General features: G+C 57.4%; 20 protein-coding genes and 1 pseudogene. 6 read left to right on the top strand and 15 right to left on the bottom strand.

Going from position 1 to position 23,592, the window contains the following annotated elements; translation table 11 throughout:
- Nucleotides 1-494, top strand: a 494-nt coding sequence (locus E5K04_RS15975) for a GDP-mannose 4,6-dehydratase (protein WP_136555843.1), incomplete at its 5' end; no start/stop codon positions are given.
- Nucleotides 495-830: 336 nt separating this feature from the next.
- Here the strand turns inward: E5K04_RS15975 and E5K04_RS17120 are convergent.
- From E5K04_RS17120 to E5K04_RS15905, 15 genes and pseudogenes are all read right to left on the bottom strand, one after another.
- Nucleotides 831-1,424, bottom strand: coding sequence for a transposase (locus E5K04_RS17120; protein WP_407920093.1), 594 nt, complete (start codon nucleotides 1,422-1,424; stop codon nucleotides 831-833).
- Between the two features lie 18 nt (nucleotides 1,425-1,442).
- Complete coding sequence (locus E5K04_RS17115; protein ID WP_407920092.1) at nucleotides 1,443-1,667, bottom strand: transposase; 225 nt, start codon at nucleotides 1,665-1,667, stop codon at nucleotides 1,443-1,445.
- Nucleotides 1,667-1,795 (bottom strand): hypothetical protein, encoded by a 129-nt coding sequence (locus E5K04_RS17110; RefSeq protein WP_407920091.1) that lies wholly within the window; start codon nucleotides 1,793-1,795, stop codon nucleotides 1,667-1,669. The genes E5K04_RS17115 and E5K04_RS17110 overlap by 1 nt, the downstream gene beginning before the upstream one ends.
- 103 nt (nucleotides 1,796-1,898) lie before the next feature.
- A complete protein-coding gene (locus E5K04_RS15965) occupies nucleotides 1,899-3,122 on the bottom strand; it encodes a glycosyltransferase family 4 protein (protein WP_136555842.1) in 1,224 nt (407 codons plus the stop codon).
- Nucleotides 3,123-3,124: 2 nt separating this feature from the next.
- Nucleotides 3,125-4,117: a glycosyltransferase family 2 protein gene (locus E5K04_RS15960; protein ID WP_136555841.1), complete on the bottom strand. Its 993-nt coding sequence runs from the start codon at nucleotides 4,115-4,117 to the stop codon at nucleotides 3,125-3,127.
- Nucleotides 4,114-5,046, bottom strand: coding sequence for an NAD-dependent epimerase/dehydratase family protein (locus E5K04_RS15955; RefSeq protein WP_136555840.1), 933 nt, complete (start codon nucleotides 5,044-5,046; stop codon nucleotides 4,114-4,116). The genes E5K04_RS15960 and E5K04_RS15955 overlap by 4 nt, the downstream gene beginning before the upstream one ends.
- Nucleotides 5,043-8,462, bottom strand: a complete 3,420-nt coding sequence (locus tag E5K04_RS15950) for a rhamnan synthesis F family protein (protein ID WP_205700405.1) — start codon at nucleotides 8,460-8,462, stop codon at nucleotides 5,043-5,045. Before E5K04_RS15950 ends, E5K04_RS15955 begins: the two co-directional genes overlap by 4 nt.
- On the bottom strand, nucleotides 8,459-9,811 hold the full coding sequence (locus E5K04_RS15940) for an ABC transporter ATP-binding protein (RefSeq protein WP_136555839.1): 1,353 nt from the start codon (nucleotides 9,809-9,811) through the stop codon (nucleotides 8,459-8,461). Before E5K04_RS15940 ends, E5K04_RS15950 begins: the two co-directional genes overlap by 4 nt.
- Nucleotides 9,801-10,619 carry an ABC transporter permease gene (locus tag E5K04_RS15935; protein WP_136555838.1) on the bottom strand — a complete coding sequence of 273 codons (819 nt, stop codon included), beginning with the start codon at nucleotides 10,617-10,619 and terminating at the stop codon, nucleotides 9,801-9,803. The genes E5K04_RS15940 and E5K04_RS15935 overlap by 11 nt, the downstream gene beginning before the upstream one ends.
- Nucleotides 10,619-11,164 (bottom strand): dTDP-4-dehydrorhamnose 3,5-epimerase, encoded by a 546-nt coding sequence (gene rfbC, locus E5K04_RS15930; RefSeq protein ID WP_136555837.1) that lies wholly within the window; start codon nucleotides 11,162-11,164, stop codon nucleotides 10,619-10,621. Before rfbC ends, E5K04_RS15935 begins: the two co-directional genes overlap by 1 nt.
- Complete coding sequence (rfbA, locus tag E5K04_RS15925; RefSeq protein ID WP_136555836.1) at nucleotides 11,161-12,057, bottom strand: glucose-1-phosphate thymidylyltransferase RfbA; 897 nt, start codon at nucleotides 12,055-12,057, stop codon at nucleotides 11,161-11,163. Before rfbA ends, rfbC begins: the two co-directional genes overlap by 4 nt.
- A 23-nt stretch (nucleotides 12,058-12,080) precedes the next feature.
- Nucleotides 12,081-12,998, bottom strand: a complete 918-nt coding sequence (rfbD, locus tag E5K04_RS15920; RefSeq protein ID WP_136555835.1) for a dTDP-4-dehydrorhamnose reductase — start codon at nucleotides 12,996-12,998, stop codon at nucleotides 12,081-12,083.
- A 76-nt stretch (nucleotides 12,999-13,074) separates the two neighbouring features.
- Nucleotides 13,075-14,133 carry a dTDP-glucose 4,6-dehydratase gene (gene rfbB / locus E5K04_RS15915; protein ID WP_136555834.1) on the bottom strand — a complete coding sequence of 353 codons (1,059 nt, stop codon included), beginning with the start codon at nucleotides 14,131-14,133 and terminating at the stop codon, nucleotides 13,075-13,077.
- 15 nt (nucleotides 14,134-14,148) lie between these two features.
- Nucleotides 14,149-15,078, bottom strand: a complete 930-nt coding sequence (locus E5K04_RS15910; RefSeq protein ID WP_136555833.1) for a glycosyltransferase family 2 protein — start codon at nucleotides 15,076-15,078, stop codon at nucleotides 14,149-14,151.
- Between the two features lie 303 nt (nucleotides 15,079-15,381).
- A pseudogene (locus tag E5K04_RS15905) lies at nucleotides 15,382-16,389 on the bottom strand (IS5 family transposase); the annotation flags it as partial.
- A gap of 273 nt (nucleotides 16,390-16,662) precedes the next feature.
- Between E5K04_RS15905 and E5K04_RS15900 the strand changes: the two are divergent.
- The 5 genes from E5K04_RS15900 to E5K04_RS15880 all read left to right on the top strand — a co-directional run.
- Nucleotides 16,663-16,878 carry a hypothetical protein gene (locus E5K04_RS15900; RefSeq protein WP_136555832.1) on the top strand — a complete coding sequence of 72 codons (216 nt, stop codon included), beginning with the start codon at nucleotides 16,663-16,665 and terminating at the stop codon, nucleotides 16,876-16,878.
- Between the two features lie 48 nt (nucleotides 16,879-16,926).
- The gene (locus E5K04_RS15895) at nucleotides 16,927-19,770 is read left to right on the top strand and encodes a YjbH domain-containing protein (RefSeq protein ID WP_328591046.1); all 2,844 of its coding nucleotides are present in this window, start codon (nucleotides 16,927-16,929) and stop codon (nucleotides 19,768-19,770) included.
- A 51-nt stretch (nucleotides 19,771-19,821) separates the two neighbouring features.
- Entirely contained in the window at nucleotides 19,822-22,311 is a 2,490-nt protein-coding gene (locus E5K04_RS15890) for an SLBB domain-containing protein (protein WP_136555830.1), read from the top strand.
- A complete protein-coding gene (locus E5K04_RS15885; RefSeq protein ID WP_136555829.1) occupies nucleotides 22,308-23,306 on the top strand; it encodes a Wzz/FepE/Etk N-terminal domain-containing protein in 999 nt (332 codons plus the stop codon). Before E5K04_RS15890 ends, E5K04_RS15885 begins: the two co-directional genes overlap by 4 nt.
- A 25-nt stretch (nucleotides 23,307-23,331) precedes the next feature.
- Nucleotides 23,332-23,592: SDR family NAD(P)-dependent oxidoreductase (locus tag E5K04_RS15880; protein ID WP_136555828.1), on the top strand; the 261-nt coding region annotated here is incomplete at its 3' end.

Below are 23,592 nucleotides of genomic sequence, written 5' to 3'. Positions count from 1 at the left end.
TCCTGCGCTACTTCAACCCGGTCGGCGCGCACCCGTCCGGGCTGATCGGCGAAGACCCGAATGACATCCCGAACAACCTGTTGCCCTTCATCAGCCAGGTCGCCGTCGGCAAACGCGATGCGCTTAGCGTGTTCGGCGACGACTACCCGACCGTCGACGGCACCGGCGTGCGCGACTACATCCACGTGGTGGACTTGGCGCGTGGCCACTTGGCGGCGCTCGACGCACTCAGGCACACCGGCGGGCTGATCACCACCAACCTCGGCACCGGCCGCGGCTACTCGGTGCTCGAAGTGCTGCACGCCTTCGAGGCCGCCTGCGGCAAGACCCTGCCCTACCGCATCGCGCCGCGCCGCGCCGGCGACGTCGCCGCCTGCTGGGCCGACCCGACCGCCGCGCGCAAACAACTGGGTTGGCAGGCAGAAAAAGGCATAGAAGAAATGTGCGCGGACAGCTGGCGCTGGCAGCGCACCAACCCGGACGGTTACGTCTGAGCGCACCATCAGGCACCAGTACGTAGTTCTACGGATACCGTCCGCGCGCACCCGCCCGTAAAATGGCTGCAAGTTCTTGGAGAGGCAGCACCGGGTTGGCAACAACCCAACATTTCGGGTGGGACCGCGGGCAGGGCGTTCTGGAGACAGACGGCTTGCCCGCTTCGCTTTGGCAGCGCCCGCGCCGCCTTAAGGGGGCTTCCAGAAACCTGCTACCAAGTGAGCAAGCCCTCTTGTTGAGCAAATCCTCAGCCATCTGGCGCAGTTATCGTCTCTGAGCTTGGTGTCTTTTACTCCGAAGCCCACATTTCGCCGGCTCCGAACGCACTTTGGGCGTTAGAAGATGGCCACCCCGTTGTTTTTCAGCCAGCACATCCGCTTCAGGTTGTAGGTCAGTACCTTGAGATGCAACTGCAAGGTCGCCCGGGCCAAGCATACGCTGCGCAGGCACTTGCCACCCAAAGCACGCAGGCCTGCGAACGGATGTTCCCCGCGTGCCCGGATCCTGACGATGCGCCGGTTACGACCAGCCTGTGTCTCGGATAACGCTTGCTTCGGTTTGGCGCGGCGCTGGATGTATTGCCACCAACCGCACGCTTTGAGGATGTCCAGTGCGGTGTAGCCGCGGTCGGCGTACAGATCCCGGCTGGTATTGCTCCGGTCGAGCGCCTTCAACAGATGATTCTGGTCGCCTTCGTTGGCCGGACTGATGTGCACGGTGCGGATCAGCTTGTAGCGGCCGTCGGTCGACACCGACAGCTTGTAACCGAAGGCCTGCTTGCCGTGCATCTCGGTCCAGCGAGCGTCGACATCCTTGTGCGCCAGCTTCTTGGTGGACCAGTCCTCCGGCATTTCACCCTGCTTGATCTGCGCGTTCTCGGTCCGGCCGTTGCGCTGGGTCGGAACCGGCACCAGGGTGGCGTCGATGATCTGGCCACAACGGGCGAGCTAGCCTTCGGCCTGTAGTTGGCGATTCACTTCGTCGAACAAGCTTGCATCCAAGCTCGCCTGCGCCAGGCGCTCACGGAAGGCCCACACCGTGTTGCGATCCGGCACCTTGCCGCTGTCGCGAATGCCGAGGAAACGCTGGAAGCTGGCGCGGTCGAGCACCTGGAACTCAAGTTGGGGATCGGACAAGTTGAACAGCTGCTGGATGACTAGCAGGCGGATCATCAACTCGGTCGGATATGGAGGCCGGCCGCTAACGCGGCAAAGTCGACATGGCGACCCAGCGACTCCAGCGGATCACCCAGCTTGGACAGCTTGCTTTCACGTTCTTCGGCGGCGAACAGGCTCTTCATCGGGGCATCTCGGTCAGCGAACGGTCAGATCATGCCAGAACGGGAGGTTTCTGGAAGTTTCCTTCAGACGATTTGCGCAACAAAGCCCAAAAACCCCATCATTCTAATTAGCTAAGCTTTCTAAGTGCTCAGCCATGATCTTTGCCTCATTTTCCCAACTCGTATGACATGCAAAATCAAATCCAGCCTGCCGAATTTTATCAATCTTAGCGGGAGACTCAAGCAAATCTATGATCGCTGTTGAAAGGCCTTCCACTGTAGCATCAGCAAGTACGGCGTTTGAATCATTAAGTAACCACTCAGTGAAAGGTGCGCGATTACTGACGACCGGCACGCCACATGCCATTAGCTCGAGAGGTAAAAGAGAAAGATTGGAACAGGAGAGCACCAGAGCCACGTCACAACCACCATACAAGGCCGGGAGGTCCTTCAGATCGACAAGGCCTACATGCTCAACCTGGAAGGGGATGTCGTAGTTCCGAACGTCCCAGCCAGCTAAGACAATCTCGGCATCCGGCAAGCGTTTAGAAACCGCCGCCAAGACCAGCAGGCCAAGTTCGAAAGCCCTGCGCGCAGTAGGAGGGCGAGCATAGAAGAAAATTCGTTTATGTTTGCGTTCCACTTGCGGTTTGGATTGCGGTTTATATAACTCCCGATCGAACGAAAAGCCTAGGGCACAGGTGGGCATCGAAAACTCTTCACTCAGTTTCCGTGCGAGCCAAGAACCCGCAGTGAAGCCTTGAAATCCGAAGCCGTAGGTCGCCTCTGCTAGCAAAGAGTCAGAGCCGGCCGGATAAAACCAAGGCTCGAAGTCCTGAACGAAGTAGCAACGCTGCATGGTCGACTGGTACGCCCTCACGTAGTATGCCGTCGGCCAAGAAGTGGCCATCGTGAAATATGCTGGTGGAGCTGACTCGGCATCGGAGTACACCTCAGCCTGAACCGGAAAGAACCACTCATGAATCTCACTCTTGATCCGATCAGGCGCCTTTCGGGTGGGGCTTCCTATGATAACGATCCGGTTCTCGAACCCATGCGCCTCCAAATTCTTGATGAACCGAAAGATGTTTAGGTGCCCCCCGGAGCCTTTACCGACCTCAGGAACGAACCAGTTGATGGTCTTGTTCGAGACGCCATCAGCCCTAGCTGCCACGCCAATGGCTGGCTGGGTCACGAAATCATAGAGTCCAAAGATCCTAGTCTTGCCGAAGTAGCCCCCAACTCGCAGTAACCGATGCAGGATCAGGCGCAATAGATTCAGCCAGCCATTTGACTTGGCAAAATTCAACGCCTTGCTTGTCCTATTTATTATTAAGGCAAAACTCAAGTTCACTTGCTCCAGTTATCAATCTTCATGAGGCGCCAATCACGGGAAAGGCGCAGGCGAAGAAACTCAGGCAAGCGGCTGCCATGTAAGCCAAGATAGCTGCCAGCAATGCGCATGGCATTATCAATAGGCACCCTCAACAGCATTGCTTGGCGTGAAAATGGTAACCCAGCGCGCTTGGCGATGGAGAGATCACGCCGCGTTAGCCCCATCCAGTTGCGAACCGCGTGTTTCAGTCCACGGCCTTGCTTGTAGCCGAAGAGACGGTGCAATGCATAACTTTCATCGAAGCTGCGTTGCAAACGCTCCCAGAGCCCATATTCATGAGAGTGGTAAACAGTTGCATCATGCGCATAGGCTTTACGGTATCCAGCTTCGAGCATCTTTCGAGCCCAAGCCTGGTCTTCTGCAAAATCCACTTCCGGATACGGAATCTGTTCCCAGACAGCGCGCCTCAACAGGGCATTGTTGTCCGAAAAGAAGTAGAGCAACTGGCGATAGCCTTCATCGGACGCGTAGCGTTGCCGATCATCGAGCTCGATGACCGGGTACCGGGTGAAACTGGCGAAGTGCTGCTCCAGTTCATACTTGGTAAACACGCTACTTTCCGGATAGGCGATATGCCGACCAAAGACACCAGCGACCCGATCGTCCGCCAGCATTGGCTTTAGCAACTCGGCCAGCCACGACGGAGATGCTGGAAGCGCATCCTGTGTGATCATGGCGACATACTCGCCTTTGGAAGCCGCAACAGCTAGGTTGCGCGTCTTGCCATGGCCGAACTCAGCAGGCTCGATCTGGATCAGCCTGAGTTGCGAATACCTGCGCACGATGGAAAGCGTTTCATCGGTGGAACCGGAGTCGACGACCAGAACCTCGAATTTCCAAGGTGTTTGCTGCGAGTAAACACTACTCAGCACCCGATCCAAGTGCAGACCGCCATTTTTCGTCGGAATGACGACTGTAACAAGCACTTTCTGAACCTGTTCCGTCATTTTTCTAACGCCTTTTCCATCCACAGAGCGGTTCTGCGAACACCATCAAGCAGGCTCACCGTGGGGTGCCAGTCCAGCTCATGACGTGCCAGACTGTTGTCCAGCACGCTCACGGGCACATCGAATGGACGCCCTTTTAGATAACGCCGCTCAATCGACCGACCGAGCACAATCTCCATATTCTCAATCAGTTCATTGAGCGAGGTTCCCATACCGGAGCTGATATTGAACACTGACTTCGCACCGTCATAGGCCACAGCATGAGAAAAGGCCTCCGCTACATCGCTTACGTGAATATAATCACGGGTGACGCTGCCATCCCCCCAGATATCCAGTGGCAGGCCCTGCAGGGCTCGGCTTAGGAAAACGCCCACGGCGCCCTGCGCCGTCTCGACCCGTTGACGTTCACCGTAGGGATTGGTGACCCGAAGAATATTCACCTTGATCCCATATTGACGCTGATACAAAAGTAGGTATTTTTCGATTGCCAGCTTGGTGATGCCATAGGAAACCTGCGGCTCCGTCGGATGCGCTTCATCGATGGGCAGATAACTTGGCTCCCCGTATACAGTCCCGCCCGAAGAAATGAAGACGATCTTGCCCACACCCTTCTCGCGTATTGCACTGAGCATTTGCAGTGTCGCGACAAGATTGCTTTGAACGTCGTATATCGGATCGTCGTTGGAACTCTTCGGCAAGGTGGTGGATACCAGATGGAGGACGACATCGACGCCATCCACGACCTTACTGACATCATGCATGCTCATCAAATCCCCGGTTACCCATTCGACCTGCTCGCCTGCGGCAAAGGAACGAAAGGGATAGACACGTGGGCGCTCAAAAATCCGTAGCTTATGACCATCCTTGAGAAGACGATCAACGATTGCCGAACCAATAAAGCCACCACCTCCAAATATTGCTATGTTCATCGACTCATACCGGTCACGTTAGTTAAGGCGCACTGATTTGCGCTCTCTGCAAGGCCTAGGGGGAACAGGCGCTCAAGGGCATGCAACATCGATCCGTCATAGGGGAGCGGCTCTTCCGGATAGTCATTCCATTCCAGCCCAAGCGCCCAGAAATGCTTCAGCGCATCCACTCTCGCCCAGAACATTGTGCCGACGGGGAAGACGAAGTGTTCCGGCAGATCCTTGATGCCGAGGCGCCCAGCGAGGGAGGTAGCAAAAGGCTTGTTAGCACTCCATCCAACCACATTCGGGTCGTCCGGAAAAACCATGCCGATGGATGGCGTGTTGCTCATCACACCGAGAATGCGGTCCATCATGGCTCCGGATTTGCCACCCAGAAGGTTCTCCAAGAGAAACCGGTTCCAGGCGGCCCCCACAGAGGCGTCCTTGATATCAACACTCTTCTTGGTGTGAAGGTGCCCGATGAAGTCGTAACTGGCGGCAATGCGCGGGCCAAAGGCGGTCAGGAATGGAGCGATATCACGACCGCGATTGGGAACTGTCTCGATCGCAACGACCTTGCCAGAATAACTTTCCAACTGCCGAGCAACGTCCTCGACGGAACGATCCGCAGGCACACTGACGAACAGATCGGGACGAATGGCGTTCCGCCCTAGGCGCTCGAGCATCTCAGCCAGCAGGTCCGGATAGAAGACATGCAGGTGCAGAGCAACTCGCGCTTTGCCGATATGCGTCAGGCACTCATCGGTGTCGCGGATGACGGGTAGCCGCCACGGACCTGCAGGTGCTCCCACACGAAGGTAGTCGGCAAGCGGCTCCACACCTTCAGCACTGACACCATGCCGCTCAAGGTAGATTCCCGGGTTGAAGCCGGGGAAAGGATTGCGCCGACCGATCCCGGATGCCCAGGCCCGCACATATGCTCTAACCGCCTCCTCCGGCGACCGACTGCGGTGATGTGGCGGACTGCAGTAGTCCTGATCCAGCAAGTTAGATCTGAGGATTTCAGCTACATCGCGGGCTTCCTGCTCACTCTGCTTCGCAGCCACCTCCACCAATTTTTCCAGTTCATGGACATACCGCTCCATGTCGAACGTAGAGGCCGCGAGTTGCTTGCTTCTCGCCGCAACATCCTGAAAGCGGGTGGGATCCTCCAAAAGATGCAGTATCTTGTCTGCCAGTGCCTGGGTGTCCAGGTATTCCGCCACACAGTCCTCCTTCAGGCCACCTTCGACGAGGATATCAGCGATCCCGCTGGCTTTTTCGAAGCACATCACCGGGAGTCCCTCGGTGAGGGCATCGATGGCGACATTCGGTAGGGGGTCGAGCCTGGAAGTCAGAAGCAACAGGTCAGCGGACTGGTAGACAGCATCCATTTCAGAAGTTTCGTCAATGAATGTCACATATTGGGTCAAGCCAGATCGACCAAGCTGATCGGCCAGATAGACCGAGTAATTTGCATCATGGTCAGGGTCATAACCTTTGCCAATCCAGACAAACCGAATACTCTTGTTTGGGCGCGCTCGAATCACTCGCGCAGCACATTCAATGAACAGATCCACACCTTTGCGCATCTGCACTGAGCCTGCACCCAGTACGAGGAACGGCTGTTCTCCCTTCAGGTTTGGACGCATTGCCCTGAGAAGCTTCCCTCGCTCGGAAATCCGAGACTTCTCGTCGATCATCTCCTGAGGCAATAGACACTGTCCCTGCGGGAGGATTTGAGCAAAACGGTTCCCAACCAAATCTGGATACTGATCTAGCACACTCTGGAGGGTGATTTTCGCCGAAAAGACTGCTTCGCCCGACCAAAAAAGCGCCTGACGAAATGCATCGTGCGGGCGCGTATAAGCCGCAAATTCGTGAAAAAGGGTTAAGCTCGGAATGAAGTGTCTAGCCAGGGTCGGAAGCACCACCCGAGATTCGATGCTATTGACCAGTGCGAACTTGAATTTGCGCTTACTAAAGAGTTTCCCAAGCAACAGATCGGCACTCAAGAGGTCATTCCGGATGTCGCAGGGTCCCATCACCACTGCCCCTTCACGCCGGAATGCGCTGACAAGCGGACCGCCGCCCAGCAAGAGAACAACAACGTTGTATTGTCGCTTCAAAATTCGAACAAGGTTAAAACTCAGTATCGGAGCCCCGGTACGCGAGGCCTCATGACTGACGACCAGAATATTTTCTCGTGCCGGATCGAACTCAGCCTCCATGGAACCCTGGAACACGATGCTCGGCGCCTTCGGTTTTCTCCCCTCATGTCGCCCATGCCGCAGATAGTGCTCTACTGGATCAACTCCGCTTTCAGCAATATCCGGATAGGCACTAAGGTAAAAATCGGAATCAAAATCAAATGCTGCGCTGCTTTCATTCGACATCCCCTCCGATGAACGAAGGCCTCTTATAAAGCGAGTCAGTCGGCGCAAGGGACTTGTCAATCGCCAAGAACGTGAAAGATAGATCTCTTTTACAGCCAACTCCCGATCCGATAACGATTCGCCAATGCTGACTATTCGCGCATCTCGCTCAGCCACGGTCTGGCTCAGGCTGGAGACCTGTCCGCCAAACTCAGTCACAGTCTGGTTAAGGTTTGCAATTTGACCGTTTTGCTCAATAACAATCTGATTGAGGTTGGAAATTTGAACGTTTCGATCAACAACAACCTTCTCTAGGTTAGATGCATGCTGAGCCAAGCCAATCGAATCAAAACGCTCCAATTGCCGAGAGCCTAACGCTGCAAAATAATTCACCAAAATTTCTTTTTCCGGACATTCTGGATTAAGCCACCCAATAACATTTTCTGGCAACACATTATTCAACTGCAAAACACCGAGACCATGAGAATGTACAAACTCCAAACTATTTGGATAAATAACCCGCAATTCTTCCCAAAGTTTCCAGACACCAAAATCACGCTCTCGAACATTGGTATCATGAAAAATCACAATAGCACCAGGCGCAAGTTTTGGCAGCCATGTCTCAAAATCATGACGGACCGCTTCATAAGTATGAAGACCATCAATATGCAAAAGATCTATTGATTCGTTAGAAAAATATGTAGCCGCCTCATCAAAAGTCATACGCAGCAGACGAGAAAAATCAGAGTAATACTCTTGATGATGCGTGTTTACCTTAGAAAAAATATCATCACCATATTGACCTGCATGCTCGTCACCCTGCCAAGTATCTACGGCATAGCACCTAGTTGACAGTCCATTTTCAAAAACTGATTGGCAGAACGAGAAGTAAGAATTCCCGCTATGAGTACCTAGCTCTACAAATACTCTTGGCGAAATTTCACTAATCAACCATGCCGCAAATGGCAAATGCCCCACCCAAGCATTTGGAAACTGAATAGAGCGAGGCTTGAAATTCGCTGCTTTTAATATATTTTTCAGAGACATTTCTTTGCTCATAAATTTTTCATCTTAACATCTAACATCGGAATCCCAACCAACCCCGTCACAACGCTACTCGATTCCGACCTAAATATAATTGCATCATGAATCCAGTGATGCTGTTCATGCTCTTGTTGGGTACCATTAGCTATGGCAACCGTAATGCTATAGTCCCCAGCCGGAAGTAGTGGCATGTAAAAAACAAAATCCGATTGAATAAACCCACCCTCCAAGCAACAAACGGGCCTTTCCAAGTACGAAATAAACGTATTATCTCCAAACAAGGCCTGCCCCAGTCGATCCTTGACAAAAAACCCGATGATAGGCGAATCGAGATCTTGATATGCATGAACAGTTACACGCAAATTAACCTTTTCCCCACCAACAATCCAAGCAAGTTTTTGTTCATCACCATCCAGGAGGCAAACATCGACAACCTCAGCTCCACCCTTTCCAAAAGAATCCGCAGCAGGATCAAATCTAAAAACCCGCAAATCATTTCGCAAATTGCTTGAGTTAATAAAATCCGACCGCTGATCCTTAATGGCAATTGAGAAGCCTGTGTTCTCAAAATTCTTCAACCTAGTAGAACTACTCTTACCTTGTCGCACCTCGTAAAATGCCTCGAGGTAAAGCTCGCACACCTCCTTAGGTTCTCCCTCCTGCAGAACCTGACCTTTTTCAAGCCATATAACACGGTTACAAAAACTTTTAACACTACTAGTGTCATGACTCACAAACAAAACCGTGCCGGTTTTCATAAAGATCCGTAAAAACCGCATGCATTTTTGTGTAAAAAACGCATCTCCCACTGCCAATGCCTCATCAATAACAAGAACGTCTGCATCAACATGGGCTATTACGGCAAATGCCAGACGCACCATCATTCCACTAGAATACGTCTTTACTGGCTGCTCAATGAACTCGCCAATATCGGCAAATGCAACTATCTCATCAAACCTTGAATCAATCTCTGCCGCAGTCAACCCTAGCACTGCAGCATTCATGTAAACATTTTCCCGACCAGTGAACTCCGGATTGAACCCTGACCCAAGCTCCAGCAAAGCCGCAATTCGCCCATAAGTGGCAACATAACCAGAGGTTGGACTAAGCGTGCCGCAGATCATTTGCAGTAGTGTCGATTTACCACCACCATTTCGTCCGATGATGCCAATCGTTTCACCCTTCTTGACCTCGAACGAGACACCCTTAAGCGCCCAAAATTCACGGTAATGCATTTTTTGTGGCCGGCCGGCCAGGCGCCGCAGACGCGGCAAAACAAACTGCTTGAGTCTGTCACGGGGGGTCTCGTAAATCTGGTAGCACTTGCTCAGATTATCGACTTTGATGGCGATTTCAGAGGACATCTGCAAACCCTTTTCTGGTCTTCTGGAACCAGGCAAAGCCGCCCCAGGCTACTAAAACCATCGCAACAAAATAAATTGAAAGCAGTGTCCAGTCCGGCATCACGCCCCAATAAATCAGGTCGCGCACCATTTCTATTACCGCAGTCATTGGGTTTAGATAGAGAATGTGCTGATAGGCCTCTGGCAATGCAGACGCCGGATAAAATATCGGACTCAAAAACATCAACACCGTGGTCAGCGTGCCGATCAACTGGGCGACATCACGCAAAAAAACCCCCAGGGATGCCAAGGCCCAACTCAACCCGAGCACAAACAGGGCAAGCGGAATCAGCGCCAATGGCAACAGCAGGATGGTTATATGCGGCACGCCAAAAAAAACCATATACGCAAGTAGCCATACGGCAAGGCTCACCACAAAGTGATACAGCGCAGCAAACACAGCGATAAATGGCAGAATTTCCAGCGGGAAAATCACTTTCTTGACGAAGTTTGGGTTTCCCACAATCAGGCTTGGCGCACGGTTGACGCATTCGGCAAAAAAATTGAACACCATCAAGCCGGCAAACAAAACAAGTGCAAATTCGACCTTCGACCCCTCCCCCCCGCCCCAGCGTGCCTTGAATACCACACTAAAAACAAATGTATAAACTGCCAGCATGAACAGGGGATTGGCAAAGGACCATAACAGGCCCAAGGCTGAACCACGATAGCGACCGAGCACCTCTCTTTTGGTTGAGGCTTTTATCAACTCCCTGTTACGCCATAAACTGGCAAACATTTCAACAGGACTTGCAGAAAAATCTCGCATCAGTCAAACACCTCGGCCTCTACCAATAATTTTCCCTGCGCATCTTTTGCCGAAGTAATCGGCGAGATGGTAGCAGGCCAATCGATTACCAGCGCTGGGTCATTCCAGGCAATGCAGCGCTCGTATGCCGGAGCGTAATAGTCCGTCGTTTTGTAGAGAAACTCCGCCGTATCGCTCAGCACCACAAAGCCATGTGCAAAGCCCTCGGGCACCCACAATTGCCGCTTGTTTTCAGCCGACAAGATTTCGCCGACCCACTGGCCAAACGTCGGGCTGCTTTTGCGCAAATCCACTGCCACATCAAATACTTCGCCCTGTACTACCCGTACCAGCTTTCCCTGGGGTTGCTTGATCTGGTAATGCAGGCCACGCAGCACATTTTTGACACTTCGGCTGTGGTTATCCTGCACGAAGGCTACTGGCCGGCCGATCGCCTGTTCGAACTGCGCGTGGTTGAAGCTTTCAAAGAAAAAGCCCCGCTCGTCGCCGAACACGCGTGGCTCTATCAACTTGACGTCTTCGATGGTTAGAGAGGTGACTTTCATGCGACCACCTGCTCTTTCAAGAGACGCAGCAGATATTGGCCGTAGCCGTTCTTAGCCAAGGGTTGCGCGAGCACTTCAAGTTGGGCCGCATCGATCCAGCCTTTTCTGAACGCGATTTCCTCCGGACAGGCAACCTTGAGCCCCTGCCGGTTCTCCAGCGTAGCGATAAACTGGCCGGCCTCTAGCAGCGATTCATGGGTGCCGGTATCCAGCCAGGCGTAGCCACGGCCCATGATTTCGACGTTCAACCGGCCTTGTTCGAGGTACAAGCGATTCAGGTCGGTAATCTCCAGTTCGCCCCGTGGTGATGGCTGCAAAGACTTGGCCAGTTCAACCACGTGCTCGTCGTAGAAGTACAGACCAGTCACCGCATAGCTGGACTTCGGCTGCAGCGGTTTTTCTTCCAGCGACAACACCTTGCCTTGCGCGTCAAACTCGGCCACGCCGTAACGTTCCGGGTCGTGCACGTGGTAGGCGAAGACGCTGGCCCCTTCGCCCCGCGCCATCGCGTTGGCAAGCAGTTGATGAAAGTCGTGGCCGTAGAAGATATTGTCGCCCAGCACCAAGGCGGAAGGCGCACCGGCCAGAAAATCTTCGCCAATCAAAAATGCCTGCGCCAGCCCGTCCGGGCTCGGCTGCACCGCGTAGCTGAGCGACAGCCCCCACTGGTTGCCGTCTCCCAGCAGTTGCTCGAAACGCGGCGTGTCCTGCGGGGTGGATATGATCAGGATCTCGCGGATTCCCGCGAGCATCAGCGTGCTTAGCGGGTAGTAGATCATTGGCTTGTCGTAGATCGGCAGCAACTGTTTGCTGACCGCACGCGTGGCCGGATACAGGCGGGTGCCGGAACCGCCGGCAAGGATGATGCCTTTACGCTGTACTGTGTTCTGCATTGGATTGGTCCGTCTATTTGTGATTAGCAAGTTGCTAAAGCGGATTGCTGGGCGCTGTAAAGCTGGTCGACCACCAGATCGACCCCGTCTTCCCAGCGCGGCAGGGGTAGGCCAAAGTTGCGCATCAGCTTGCTGCAATCCAGCCGTGAATAGGCCGGCCGTGCAGCCGGCAGCGGATAGTCCTTGCTGGCAATCGGCTTGATCGCCTCCGGCGCTAATTTGAGCGGATAGCCTTGCGCAATTGCTCGGCGCACCACACGCTGGGCATAGGCGTGCCAGCTGGTTTCGCCTTGTGCGGCCAGGTGGTAAGTGCCGTATTCGAATTTCTCGGTCGGCCGGTCGTAACTGGCAATGATCTGCGCAGTCACATCCGCGATCAGCGCGGCGCTGGTCGGTGCGCCGATCTGGTCAGCCACGACAGTCAACTGATCACGCTCATGGGCGAGGCGCAGTATGGTCTTCAGGAAATTTGCGCCATGCACGCCGAACACCCAGCCCGAGCGCAGGATCAAATGATGACCTGTCATCTCACGCACAGCCTGCTCACCCAGCCACTTGCTTTGCCCGTACACCGACCTTGGCGCGGGGGTGTCGTCTTCGCGCCAAGGGCGGTCACCCTCGCCGCTGAACACGTAGTCTGTCGAGTAATGGATCAGCAAAGCATCATGCGCGGCAGCCCATTCAGCCAAGATACCCGGCGCTTCGGCGTTTACCGCCATTGCCGTCGCGGCATCGCTTTCGGCCTTGTCCACCGCAGTGTACGCCGCCGGGTTGACGATGATCCGCGGCTGTACCTGGTCCAGCACGCGCACGATCGCCGCAGGGTCCGCCAGATTCAGAGTTTCGCGCGTATGCGCGCAGACTGTCCCGAGCGGCGCCAAGGCGCGCCGCAATTCAAAGCCCAACTGTCCGTTGGTGCCGGTCACCAAAATCTTGTTCATTCCATCATCCATCTCAAGGCGACCATTCGCAGTTGCACAGAGAGGCAAGCAGTCAGCCATTCCTTGCCAAATATTCTCAACCGTATTGCTTTTCGACCCACGCAAGGTACGCGCCGCTGCTGACGTTTTCTACCCATGCCTGGTTGGCGAGGTACCATTCAACCGTCTTGCGGATGCCGGTTTCGAAGGTTTCGGCCGGTTTCCAATCCAGTTCCTGTTCCAGTTTGCGCGCGTCGATCGCGTAGCGGCGGTCGTGGCCGGGGCGGTCGGTGACGTAACTGATCTGGGTGGTGTACGAGGCGCCGTCCGCGCGCGGGGAGAGTTCGTCGAGGATGGCGCACAGGGTACGCACCACCTCGATATTCGGCTTCTCGTTCCAGCCGCCGACGTTGTAGGTCTCGCCCAGACGGCCGGCGGTCAGCACGCGGCGGATCGCGCTGCAGTGGTCTTTAACATAGAGCCAGTCGCGCACTTGCATGCCGTCGCCGTAGATGGGCAACTCTTTACCCGCAAGCGCATTGAGGATCACCAACGGGATCAGTTTTTCTGGAAAGTGGTAAGGCCCGTAGTTGTTGCTGCAATTGGTGGTGAGCACCGGCAGACCGTAGGTGTGGTGCCAGGCGCGTACCAGGTGGTCGGACGCGGCCTTGGACGCCGAGTACGGGCTGTTCGGCTCGTAGCGGTGAGTCTCGCTGAACGGCGCGTCGTCGGTGGCCAGCGAGCCGTACACCTCGTCTGTCGACACGTGCAGGAAGCGGAACGCGGCCTTTTCTGCCGCAGGCAGTGCGGTCCAGTAGCCGCGCACGCTTTCCAGCAGGTTGAAGGTGCCGACCACGTTGGTGTGGATGAAGTCACCCGGGCCATGGATGCTGCGGTCGACGTGGCTCTCGGCGGCAAAGTTGATGACTGCGCGCGGGCGGTGTTCGGCGAGCAGGCGCGAGAGTAGCTCTCGATCGCCGATGTCGCCGCGCACAAAGATGTGGCGTGCGTCGCCTTCCAGCGAGGTGAGCGTCTGCAGGTTGCCGGCGTAGGTGAGCTTGTCGAGGTTGACGACGGCTTCGTCGTCTTGAGCCAGCCAGTCGAGTACGAAGTTGGCGCCGATGAAGCCGGCGCCGCCGGTCACGAGAATGGTCATTACTTGATTCTTTCCCTAGATTTTGTTGAATAGTGTTGCGACCAGCAGACCGGCATTGCCAAGCGCAGTCTGCCGGTAAAGCTTCCCTTTACGGAAAGCGATTATCCTGCTGGCCAGATTGCCGCGATGCACTCGTTCAAACGCAGCAAGCACTGCCCAGTTGTGCGATGGCATCAACGGAACAAGGACTTGCAGTGCTCGCAAATGCTGCGCGCCCCACTGCTTGAAACGGCCACGTCCCAGCATCTTTACTCGCTCCAGGCGGGCCTGCCAGCTCATGTTAGAACCGACAATATTATTGCCATGCTGGCGGTAATCCAGGCTTGGTTGCGCATCATAATGAACGCGCCCCCCCACCGCTGTCGTCGCGATATACACCCACCAGTCGTGGCTAACCACATCAACAGCCCCTGCCCTCTGGCACACTTCTCGAGCCGCACGATTCATCATCATGGTGTTTCCTCCTCCAATGCTCTGTACCAGTGCATTCGAGAAGGAAGGCGCGCGAGTGAACAGCGGAGAATAACCCAGCGAAGTTCCGTCATCGTCCACCAGATGCGTCCGACCACAGTACAAAGCCGGTACATCAGCAGGCTGAGCGCGTAGCCAGCCTAGGGCGCGGCTCAGTTTGTCCGCATGCCAGACATCGTCTTGATCCGAAAAACAAAAATAGTCCGCATCAATGTCCGGATTGCACAGCAGCGACAAGAAATTCTGGCAAAATCCTTTACGCGGCCCGTCAATCACTTGCACTGGGCGGGCATTTGCATGCTCAAAATTCGACAACAACTGCCGCGTTCGATCAGAAGAACCGTCGTCCGAAACATGCAAGGACCAGTTTTCGTAGTTCTGCCCCAGAAAAGACTGTAACTGCTCCTCCAGATAGCGCTCGCCATTGTAAGCCCCCATCAGGATGGCAACACGCCCTGTTAGCTCTTTATGCATGCCTACTCAGCCAAAAATTAAACATCCTCAAGTGACATCGCGACACTGCGCACATTGGCGTCATACACGCAGCCGGTACGCGGTGCACATCCTGCCCTTCACTGATGGCCTTGATGGCCTGCTGACACATTACAGGGATCGCTGCACTGCCATGCTTGCGGCCATCTGTTGATCGTTTACATCTCATGCGAGAATTTCCGTATAAAAATGACAAAATACTGACATGATCATATCGTCCCAGATCCTGCTTCCATTGCCTCCGAAGCCCATATTTCTCGGGCTCCGGACGCGCTCCGAGCGCCAGAAGGCGGCCACCTCGTTGTTTTTCAGCCAGCACATCCGCTTCAGGTTGTAGGTCAGTACCTTGAGGTGCAACTGCAAGGTCGCTCGGGCCAAGCCGACACTGCGCAGGCACTTGCCACCCAAAGCACGCAGGCCTGCGAACGGATGTTCCCCGCGTGCCCTGATCCTGGCGATGCGCCGGTTACGACCAGCCTGTGTCTCGGATAACGCTTGCTTCGGCTTGGCGCGGCGCTGGATGTGTTGCCGCCAACCGCACGTTTTGAGGACGTCCAGTGCGGTGTAGCCGCGGTCGGCGTACAGATCCCGGCTGGTATTGCTCCGGTCGAGCACCTTCAACAGATGAGTCTGGACGCCTTCGTTGGCAGGACTGACATGCACGGTGCGGATCAACTTGTAGCGGCAGTCGGTCGATACCGACAGTTTGTAGCCGAAGGTCTGCTTGCCATGCTTCTCGGTCCAACACGCATCGACATCCTTGTGCGCCAGCTTCTTGGCCGACCAGTCCTCCGGCATTTCGCCCTGCTTGATCTGCGCGTTCTCGGTCCGTCCGTTGCGCTGAGTCGGTACCGGCACCAAGGTAGCGTCGATGATCTGCCCACAACGGGCGAGGTAGCCCTCAGCCTGTAATTGGCGGTTCACTTCGTCGAACAAGCTTGCCCCCAGACCCGCCTGCACCAAGCGCTCGCGAAAGGCCCACACCGTATTGCGATCCGGCACCTTGCCGCTGTCGCGGATGCCGAGGAAACGCTGGAAGCTGACCCGGTCGAGCACCTGGAACTCAAGCTGTGTATCGGACAGGTTGAACAACTGCTGGATCACCAGCAGGCGGATCATCAACTCGGTCGGGTATGGAGGCCGACCGCCAAAGTAGCGGTGCGGCCTCGGCAATGCGCGGTCGACGCTGGCCGCCAGCGCGGCAAAGTCGACATGGCGGCCCAGCGACTCCAACGGGTCACCCCGCTTGGACAGCTTGCTTACACGTTCTTCGGCGGCGAACAGACTCTTCATCGGGGTGTCTCTGGACGTCTCGTTTTGCACTCCGGCAGATCATGCCAGAACAACTGGTTTCTGAACGATGTCTGAAGGGGCATATTGCAACTCCTGCTAGATTTATCCGTCACTCTTCGTTCAACGTTGTAGTAATGAAACAACAGGCATGCTCTTTTAAAGCCGCCTGAGCAGACAAATTTAGAGACTTACGCTTAGCATTGGCAGAAAAGGGGTTGCGTGCGACACTAGCCTTACTAGCCTTGTATTTATTCACAACCCAGAGGATTTCTCATGAAAAAAACTCTGATCATAGCCATGATCGCCGGCCTGAGCGCCGCACCAGCCTTTGCTACTGGCACTGAAGCGGCAGCTCCTGCTGCAGCAACTGCCGCTGCGCCCGCTGCTGCAGCAGCGCTTCCTGTTTCGGCAATGGTTGCCATCGGCGCAGCCGTCGCAGCCGTCGCGGTCGCTGCCTCCGACAACAACTCGTCGACCAGCCACCACTAAGCTGTTTCTGCCTTACCAAGTCCGGACTCACGGGTCCGGACTTTTGTTGTGCAAAATAAAAACGTGACCAACCACTCCCTATTGCTGACTGGCACCGCAAGCTTGCTTGCCTCAGGCCTTGCTCTCGCATCACCCAACCTTGGCGGCCAGGACGGCTACATCAACATGCCCAGCGCCTGGACCGGGCAGGATGGCAGCTGGAGCATCGGTTACAGCCACGACAAGCCCTACAGCACGCTGTGGACTTCGGTCACCCTGTTCCCTGCCCTGCAGATGAGCGGCCGTTATGTCGGCATCTCCGGCATCCAGGGCTTTGGCCAGGGCCACGCAGGCGCCAACACCTACGGCCGCTACAAGGACAAGGTTTTCGACGCCAAGCTGCAACTAGTGGAAGAGGGCGAGTACTGGCCCGCACTCGCCATTGGTCGCACCGACCTGTTCGGCACGGGGCTGTTCCGCAGCGACTATGTCGCACTGGGCAAACATTTCGGCCCGCTGGAAACCACCGTCGGTTACGGTACCGGCCTGATCGACGGCGCCTTCGCCGGCGCGCGCTGGACGCTGCCTGATGCACCGCGCTGGGCGCTGGTGGCTGAATACGACGCGCGCGACTACCGGCAGGATTTCCGAGCCGAAGAAACCTTTGCGGGAGAGCGTGCATCCGGCCTCAAGGCTGGCGTAGAGTACCGCTGGGGCTGGCTATCCTTGCAGGCCGCCCACCAGAAAAGCCATGCCGCCATCAACGCCATGGTGACCATTCCGCTGAACGAGCGCGAGTTCGTCCCCAAGATCTACGAACCGGCGCCGTTCCAGCCCAAAGAACTCCCGGCACGCCCCACCGCCCAGCAATGGCACGTCGACCCGCATTACGCGCGCGCGCTGCAGCAGGCGCTGCACCGCCAGGACTACACGCTGGTCAGCCTGGCTTACCGGCGCGACACGCTGAGCCTGAACCTCTCCAACAGCCGCATCTCGGACATGGGGCGCGCGGTCGGCCGCGCGGTACGTACCGCCATGTACTTCATGCCGCTGGAAACGCGGACCATCAAGGTCACGTACAGCGAACAGGATATGCCGGTCGGCAGCTACGAATTCTTCGACATGCAGGCCCTGTCCGACTACCTGACCGGCAAGATCGACCGTCACCGCTTCAAGGAATACGTGCTAGTGCGCCCGGCAGGGCCCGAAGACCGCATCCGGCACGACAGCACGGGCGCCCTTGCCGCCGGCCTGTCCGACGATAACGGCCTCGCGGTCCTGCTATCGGAAGACGGTGACCTGGTCCAGCTCAAGCAGCAGGACAGCCTGCTCAACCGCTTCAAGCTGGCGCCCCGCCTGGGCTTCTACTTCAACGACCCGAGCGGCGCGCTCAAGTATGAACTGGGCGTGGCGGCAAATCTGGACCGGCGGATTGCCAACGGGCTGTACTTCAACAGCCAGGTGGCCGCAACGCTGCTGGAAGACGTCAGCGACGTGACCCAGCCGTCCAACAGCCTGCTGCCGCATGTGCGCACCGACATTGCCGAATACAAGCGCGGCGGCAAGGTCAAGCTTAACAAGGCGGTGCTCAACCAGTATTTCAAGCCGGCCGGCCAATGGTACGGCCGTGTCTCGGCCGGGCTGTATGAGGAAATGTTCGCCGGTGCCGGTGGCCAACTGCTGTACGCGCCATTCGACCGCCGCTGGGCAGCCGACGTCACTGTCGATGCCTTGCGCCAGCGCGACTTCCAGGGCTGGCTTGGCATGCGCGATTACGACACGGTCAGCGCGATCGCTTCGCTGCACTATCGGCTGCCGTATGAAACTACCGCAACCTTGCGGGCTGGCCGCTTCCTGGCCAAGGACAACGGCGCCCGCTTCGAGATCAAGCGCCGCTTCCGCTCGGGCTTCGAAATCGGCGGCTGGTATACCTACACCGACGGCCAAGACATCACCAGCCCCGGCTCCCCTGCCTCGCCCTACCGCGACAAGGGCATCTTCTTCCGCATGTCGCTGGACGCACTGCTGCCGCAAGATAGCCGCTCGCGGGCCAACTTCGCGATTTCGCCGTGGACCCGCGACGTCGGGCAGATGGTCAACAGCCCGGGCGACCTCTACCCAATGGTAGAATCTGGCGAATGGACGCTGCACCAGAGCGACGGGCTGGGCAACTTCTCCGAACGCGCCGATGAGGCCAACCACCCGGCAGTTGCCCGCCCGATCGAGCGGGTTACCCCCGGCCCGAACGTGCGTCTCCGGCTGGAAGACAGCAGCCACGCCTTCCCGCCCCTCTCGGAGCTCGGCACCACCTTGCTTGGCGCCGGGGCCATCGTTGGGCTGGCATCGTTAGCCGATGAGCGGTGGAAAGACCTGGTAGCGGAGAACCGCAACAACCGCCTTGTGAAAGGCTGGGACAAGCTCGGCAAGGCGGCCCCTCTGCTGGCCGTCGGCGGCGCCGGCATGGCACTAGCATTGGGTGACAGCAAGCTGCAAAATACCGGGCTGATCGCCCTGCAGGCGGCAACGGTTTCCGCAGGGGGGAGCATGCTGCTCAAGCAGGTGTTCAACCGGGCCCGCCCCGAACAAAACGCCGGTCATTGGGGTCACCAACCGTCGGACCGCTCACGCAGCGACAGCAGTTTCCCTTCCAACCACGCTGCGGTCACCTTCGCTGCGATTACGCCGTTTGCAGCCGAATACCGCGCGCCGTGGCTGTACGGCGTGGCCGCCGCCGCGTCGCTCGGACGCACGGCCGGCAACAAGCACTGGTTATCCGACGTCGCTGCAGGCGGCATCCTTGGGTACTTCACCGGAAAATGGTTGTGGAGCGCCCAGCGTGAACGCGAACGCTATCCGGCGATGCTCGACTTGGGGCCGGGCTACGCCGGCGTCAAGCTTAACCATCGCTATTAAGTAGCGACGTAGATTTTTAGTTTTTAATTTAATGAAATTTCTGGCTTGACGATGAAAAATAAACGCACCGCCTTATGGCTGGCCACACTGATCAGCTTTCCCGTTCACGCGCTGACACCGGAGCAAATAGCGCTGGCCCGCCAGTACGGGGCCAGTGACGCCCAAATTCAGGCTGCGCAAGGCAACAAGCCGGCCGTCAGCGAAAATAGCGCGGCACCCACCATGGCCCCGACCATACAGCCACGCAGCAGCGAATCCAGCTCCAGCAAGGCCGGCGAGCCGTTCGGCTACGGCCTGTTTGCCGGAATGCCCACCAGCAACACGCCGCTGGCCGACCTGCCCGTGCCGGACGACTACCTGGTCGGGCCGGGGGACGAGCTGAAGATCCAGCTGTATGGCAAGGAAAACGCCACCCACACCTTGCGTGTCGGCCGCCAGGGCAATATCGACTTCCCGGGGCTCGGCCCCATTTATGTTGCAGGCAACAGTTACCAGCAAGTTGCGGTCGACCTGATCAACCGCATCAAAGCGCAGATTCTCGGCGTGGACGTGTTTGTCAGCATGGGCGCCCTGCGCATGATGCAGATCACGGTCACCGGCGAAGCGTTCAAGCCGGGGGCTTACAACGTCAATGCGCTCACCACGGTCACCCAGGCCTTGCAGGCGGCGGGCGGGTTGAATATCGGTGGCAGCCTGCGCAAGATCCAGATTCGGCGCGGCGGCCAAGTCGTGCAGGAAATGGACTTGTACCAGTTGCTGCTCAGGGGCAACAACAAGGCGGACATCCGCTTGCGGGCAGGCGATGTCGTCTTCATCCCCGCCAAGGGGCCCTCCGTCGCCATCGACGGCCTGGTACGCCGCCCGGCCATTTACGAGTTGAGGGGGCGCACATCGCTGGCAGAGATGGTCAGCCTCGGCGGGGGCCTCAAGCCGGAAGCACTGAATGAGGTGCGGGTCACGCGGCAGAGCGAAACCGGGCCGCAAGTGTTCAACCTCAGGGTAGACAGCCCGCAGGCCGCCACCTTCACCATGCGGGACGGCGATCAGGTCTCGGCCTTGCGCGTCTCCGACACCTACAACAATGCCGTCGTCCTCAAGGGGGCCATCCTGCACCCGGGCCCTAGCAGTTTCAAACCCGGCATGCGCATCAGCCAGCTGATCAGCAATCCGGAAAAAGACCTGCTGGTCAATACCGACCTTGAATACGGCATCGTGGTCCGTGAAATCGACGCCCGCCGGCGCATCGAAGTGCTGCAATTCAAGCCCGGCGAAGCGATGCGCAACCCGGGCAGCCCGCACAACCTGACGCTGCAAAAGCGGGACCAGGTCATCCTGTTCAGCAACGCCCCGAGCGACACCTTTGACAAGAACCTCAAGGGTAACGCGACAGGCAAGGCGCAAGCACAGGCTGACATTACCCTGGGCACCCTGTCGCAGGAGAGTGCTGCCGAGCAGCAGATCGACAACCGTCGGGAGGCGTTGCTGACCGATGTCCTCAACCAGCTCAAGCTGCAGGCGAGCCCGGAGCAACCGGTCCAGATCGTGGAAATCCGCGGCGAAGTGCGCTTTCCCGGGGTCTACCCGCTGCCGCGCAATGGTGTGTTTGCCGATTTGATCACCGCAGCCGGCGGCCGCACCGAAGCGGCTGACCGCGTCGAGCTTAGCCGCTACGACGCCAACGGACGCGAGCTGAAGCTGGTGCATAGCCATTTCGACTTGCCTGCCAACGGCAATGCCACCATTCCGCAGCTCGCCCGCACGCTCCAATCCAAAGACCGGCTGAATATCCTGGCGCAACCCGAATGGCGGGAAGAAATCACGGTCAGGCTGGAAGGCGAGGTGCGCTACCCCGGCAGCTACGTCGTCAAACGCGGGGAAATGCTGAGCCAGCTAATTGAGCGGGCCGGCGGCCTGACCCGTTTCGCCAACCCTCAGGGCGCCATTTTCACCCGGGAGGCCCTGCGCCGGCAGGAAGCGGAAAACCTGCGCCGGCTCAACCAGGAGCTGCGGGCCGAGATGGCGTTTTTAAACATGAAGACCCAAGACAACCCGCTGGCGAAAAAAACCGACCTGAGCACGGAAATGAAGCTGGCCGAGGAACTTGAAAACACCCAGGCACTTGGCCGTCTGGTGATCAACACGCCGGCCCTGCTGGCGGGAGACACCGCCTTCGATATCCGCCTGGAAAACCAGGATCGCCTGTTTATCCCGCAACAGCGCAACAGTGTGAGCATCATCGGCGAGGTGCAGATGCCGTCCAGCCATACCTACCAGCCGGGGCTGGACATGCATGACTATCTGGAGCGCGCCGGCGGCAGCAAGAAACGCGCCGACACCGACCGGATCTACGTGGTCAAGGCCGACGGCTCGGTACGCATGCCCGGCGGCAACTGGCTGTACCGCAGCAGCCCGCGCATCGAGCGGGGCGACACCATCGTGGTTCCGGTGGATGCCGAGCGCCGCGACAGCCTGAGCACCTGGAGCGCCGTCACCCAGATCATGTATCAAATTGGCGTAGCCTGGGCGGCGATCAAACCATGACCAATATGCAAAGCGAAATGACCCGACAGCCCGAGCAGGAACACGACGACGAGATCGACCTGCTCGAGCTCCTGAAGACCCTGTGGCAGGGCAAGTGGCTGATCATGGCCTGCACCGTCCTGGCGGCGGCGATTGCCGTGGGCGTGGCACTCTCCATGCCCAATATTTATCAATCCAGGGTGTTGCTGGCCCCCGCCGAGAGCGAATCAGGCGGCGGCCTGGCCGCACTGGCCGGCCAGATGGGGGGGCTGGCCAGCCTCGCCGGTGTCAGCCTGGGCGACGGCAAGGCCAGCAAGAGCGACATTGCCGTTGAAATCGGCAAGTCCCGCCAGTTTGTCACCAGCTTTATCCGCCGCCACCAACTGGAAGTCGCGCTGCTGGCATCCACCGGCTGGGACAAGCAAAGCGGCCAGCTGACCCTAGACACGGACCTGTACGACCCCCGGCGCAAGCAGTGGGTCCGCGAGGTCAAGCCCGGCGAATCCGTCGAACCGACCGACTGGGAGCTATACAAGGCATTCAGTGAAATGATGGCACTGGATAAGGACAAGAAGTCCGGGCTGGTCACCCTGAGCCTGGACTTCTACTCGCCGGTGCTCACCAAGCAATGGGCAGACTGGTTTGTACAGGACCTAAACCAGGCCGTGCGCGAGCGCGACCAGATCGAAGCGCGCAAGAACATTGACTATCTTCACAAGCAGCAGGCTCAGACCGCGCTGGCGTCGATGCAGAATGTGTTCTCGCAACTGATCGAACAGCAGACCAAGACCCTGATGCTGGCTGAAGTACAGCAGGAGTACGCATTCCGTACCATCGACCCCGCCGTGATCCCGGAGGAAAAGCTCAAGCCCAAACGGGCGCTTATCGCAGCACTTGGGACGATTGCAGGCGGGTTCGCCGGGATCTTGCTGGTACTGGTCCGCCAGCAGTGGCGGACGCGTCGCGGTAGCGGTGGCACCGTGCAAGAGCAGGCAAACCCAAGCGTAGGGGCTTGAGCCCTGGCCCACTAAAGGAAGCGACATGATCCTGGTCACCGGCGGCGCCGGCTATATCGGCAGCCACACCTGCGTGCAACTGCTGGAAGCCGGCCACGATGTGGTGGTGCTCGACAATTTCAGCAACAGCAAGCCCGAGGCACTGCGCCGCGTCGAAAAGATCGCCGGCCGCGCGCCGCTCCTGGTCGAGGGCGACATTCTCGACCGCGAGAAGCTCGACCTAGTGCTGCGCTACCCGATCAAGGCGGTGATCCACTTTGCCGGCCTGAAGGCGGTCGGCGAATCG

Origin of the sequence: Crenobacter intestini (genome assembly GCF_004919095.1) — a bacterium.
In the GTDB taxonomy this organism is placed as follows: Bacteria; Pseudomonadota; Gammaproteobacteria; order Burkholderiales; family Chromobacteriaceae; genus Craterilacuibacter; species Craterilacuibacter intestini.
The sequence above is the reverse complement of the archived record's forward strand: the minus strand, read 5'-3'. Positions and strand labels throughout refer to the sequence as shown.

Excerpts from the sequence above, each read along its gene's own strand:
- E5K04_RS15910 (WP_136555833.1), bottom strand. The coding sequence starts at position 15,078 with ATGCATAAAGAGCTAACAGGGCGTGTTGCCATCCTGATGGGGGCTTAC.
- E5K04_RS15960 (WP_136555841.1), bottom strand. The coding sequence starts at position 4,117 with ATGACGGAACAGGTTCAGAAAGTGCTTGTTACAGTCGTCATTCCGACG.
- E5K04_RS15885 (WP_136555829.1), top strand. The coding sequence starts at position 22,308 with ATGACCAATATGCAAAGCGAAATGACCCGACAGCCCGAGCAGGAACAC.
- E5K04_RS15935 (WP_136555838.1), bottom strand. The coding sequence starts at position 10,619 with ATGCGAGATTTTTCTGCAAGTCCTGTTGAAATGTTTGCCAGTTTATGG.
- E5K04_RS15900 (WP_136555832.1), top strand. The coding sequence starts at position 16,663 with ATGAAAAAAACTCTGATCATAGCCATGATCGCCGGCCTGAGCGCCGCA.
- E5K04_RS17115 (WP_407920092.1), bottom strand. The coding sequence starts at position 1,667 with ATGATCCGCCTGCTAGTCATCCAGCAGCTGTTCAACTTGTCCGATCCC.
- rfbB (WP_136555834.1), bottom strand. The coding sequence starts at position 14,133 with ATGACCATTCTCGTGACCGGCGGCGCCGGCTTCATCGGCGCCAACTTC.
- E5K04_RS15955 (WP_136555840.1), bottom strand. The coding sequence starts at position 5,046 with ATGAACATAGCAATATTTGGAGGTGGTGGCTTTATTGGTTCGGCAATC.
- rfbA (WP_136555836.1), bottom strand. The coding sequence starts at position 12,057 with ATGCAGAACACAGTACAGCGTAAAGGCATCATCCTTGCCGGCGGTTCC.
- E5K04_RS17110 (WP_407920091.1), bottom strand. The coding sequence starts at position 1,795 with ATGAAGAGCCTGTTCGCCGCCGAAGAACGTGAAAGCAAGCTGTCCAAG.
- E5K04_RS15940 (WP_136555839.1), bottom strand. The coding sequence starts at position 9,811 with ATGTCCTCTGAAATCGCCATCAAAGTCGATAATCTGAGCAAGTGCTAC.
- rfbC (WP_136555837.1), bottom strand. The coding sequence starts at position 11,164 with ATGAAAGTCACCTCTCTAACCATCGAAGACGTCAAGTTGATAGAGCCA.
- rfbD (WP_136555835.1), bottom strand. The coding sequence starts at position 12,998 with ATGAACAAGATTTTGGTGACCGGCACCAACGGACAGTTGGGCTTTGAA.
- E5K04_RS15890 (WP_136555830.1), top strand. The coding sequence starts at position 19,822 with ATGAAAAATAAACGCACCGCCTTATGGCTGGCCACACTGATCAGCTTT.
- E5K04_RS15950 (WP_205700405.1), bottom strand. The coding sequence starts at position 8,462 with ATGAGCAAAGAAATGTCTCTGAAAAATATATTAAAAGCAGCGAATTTC.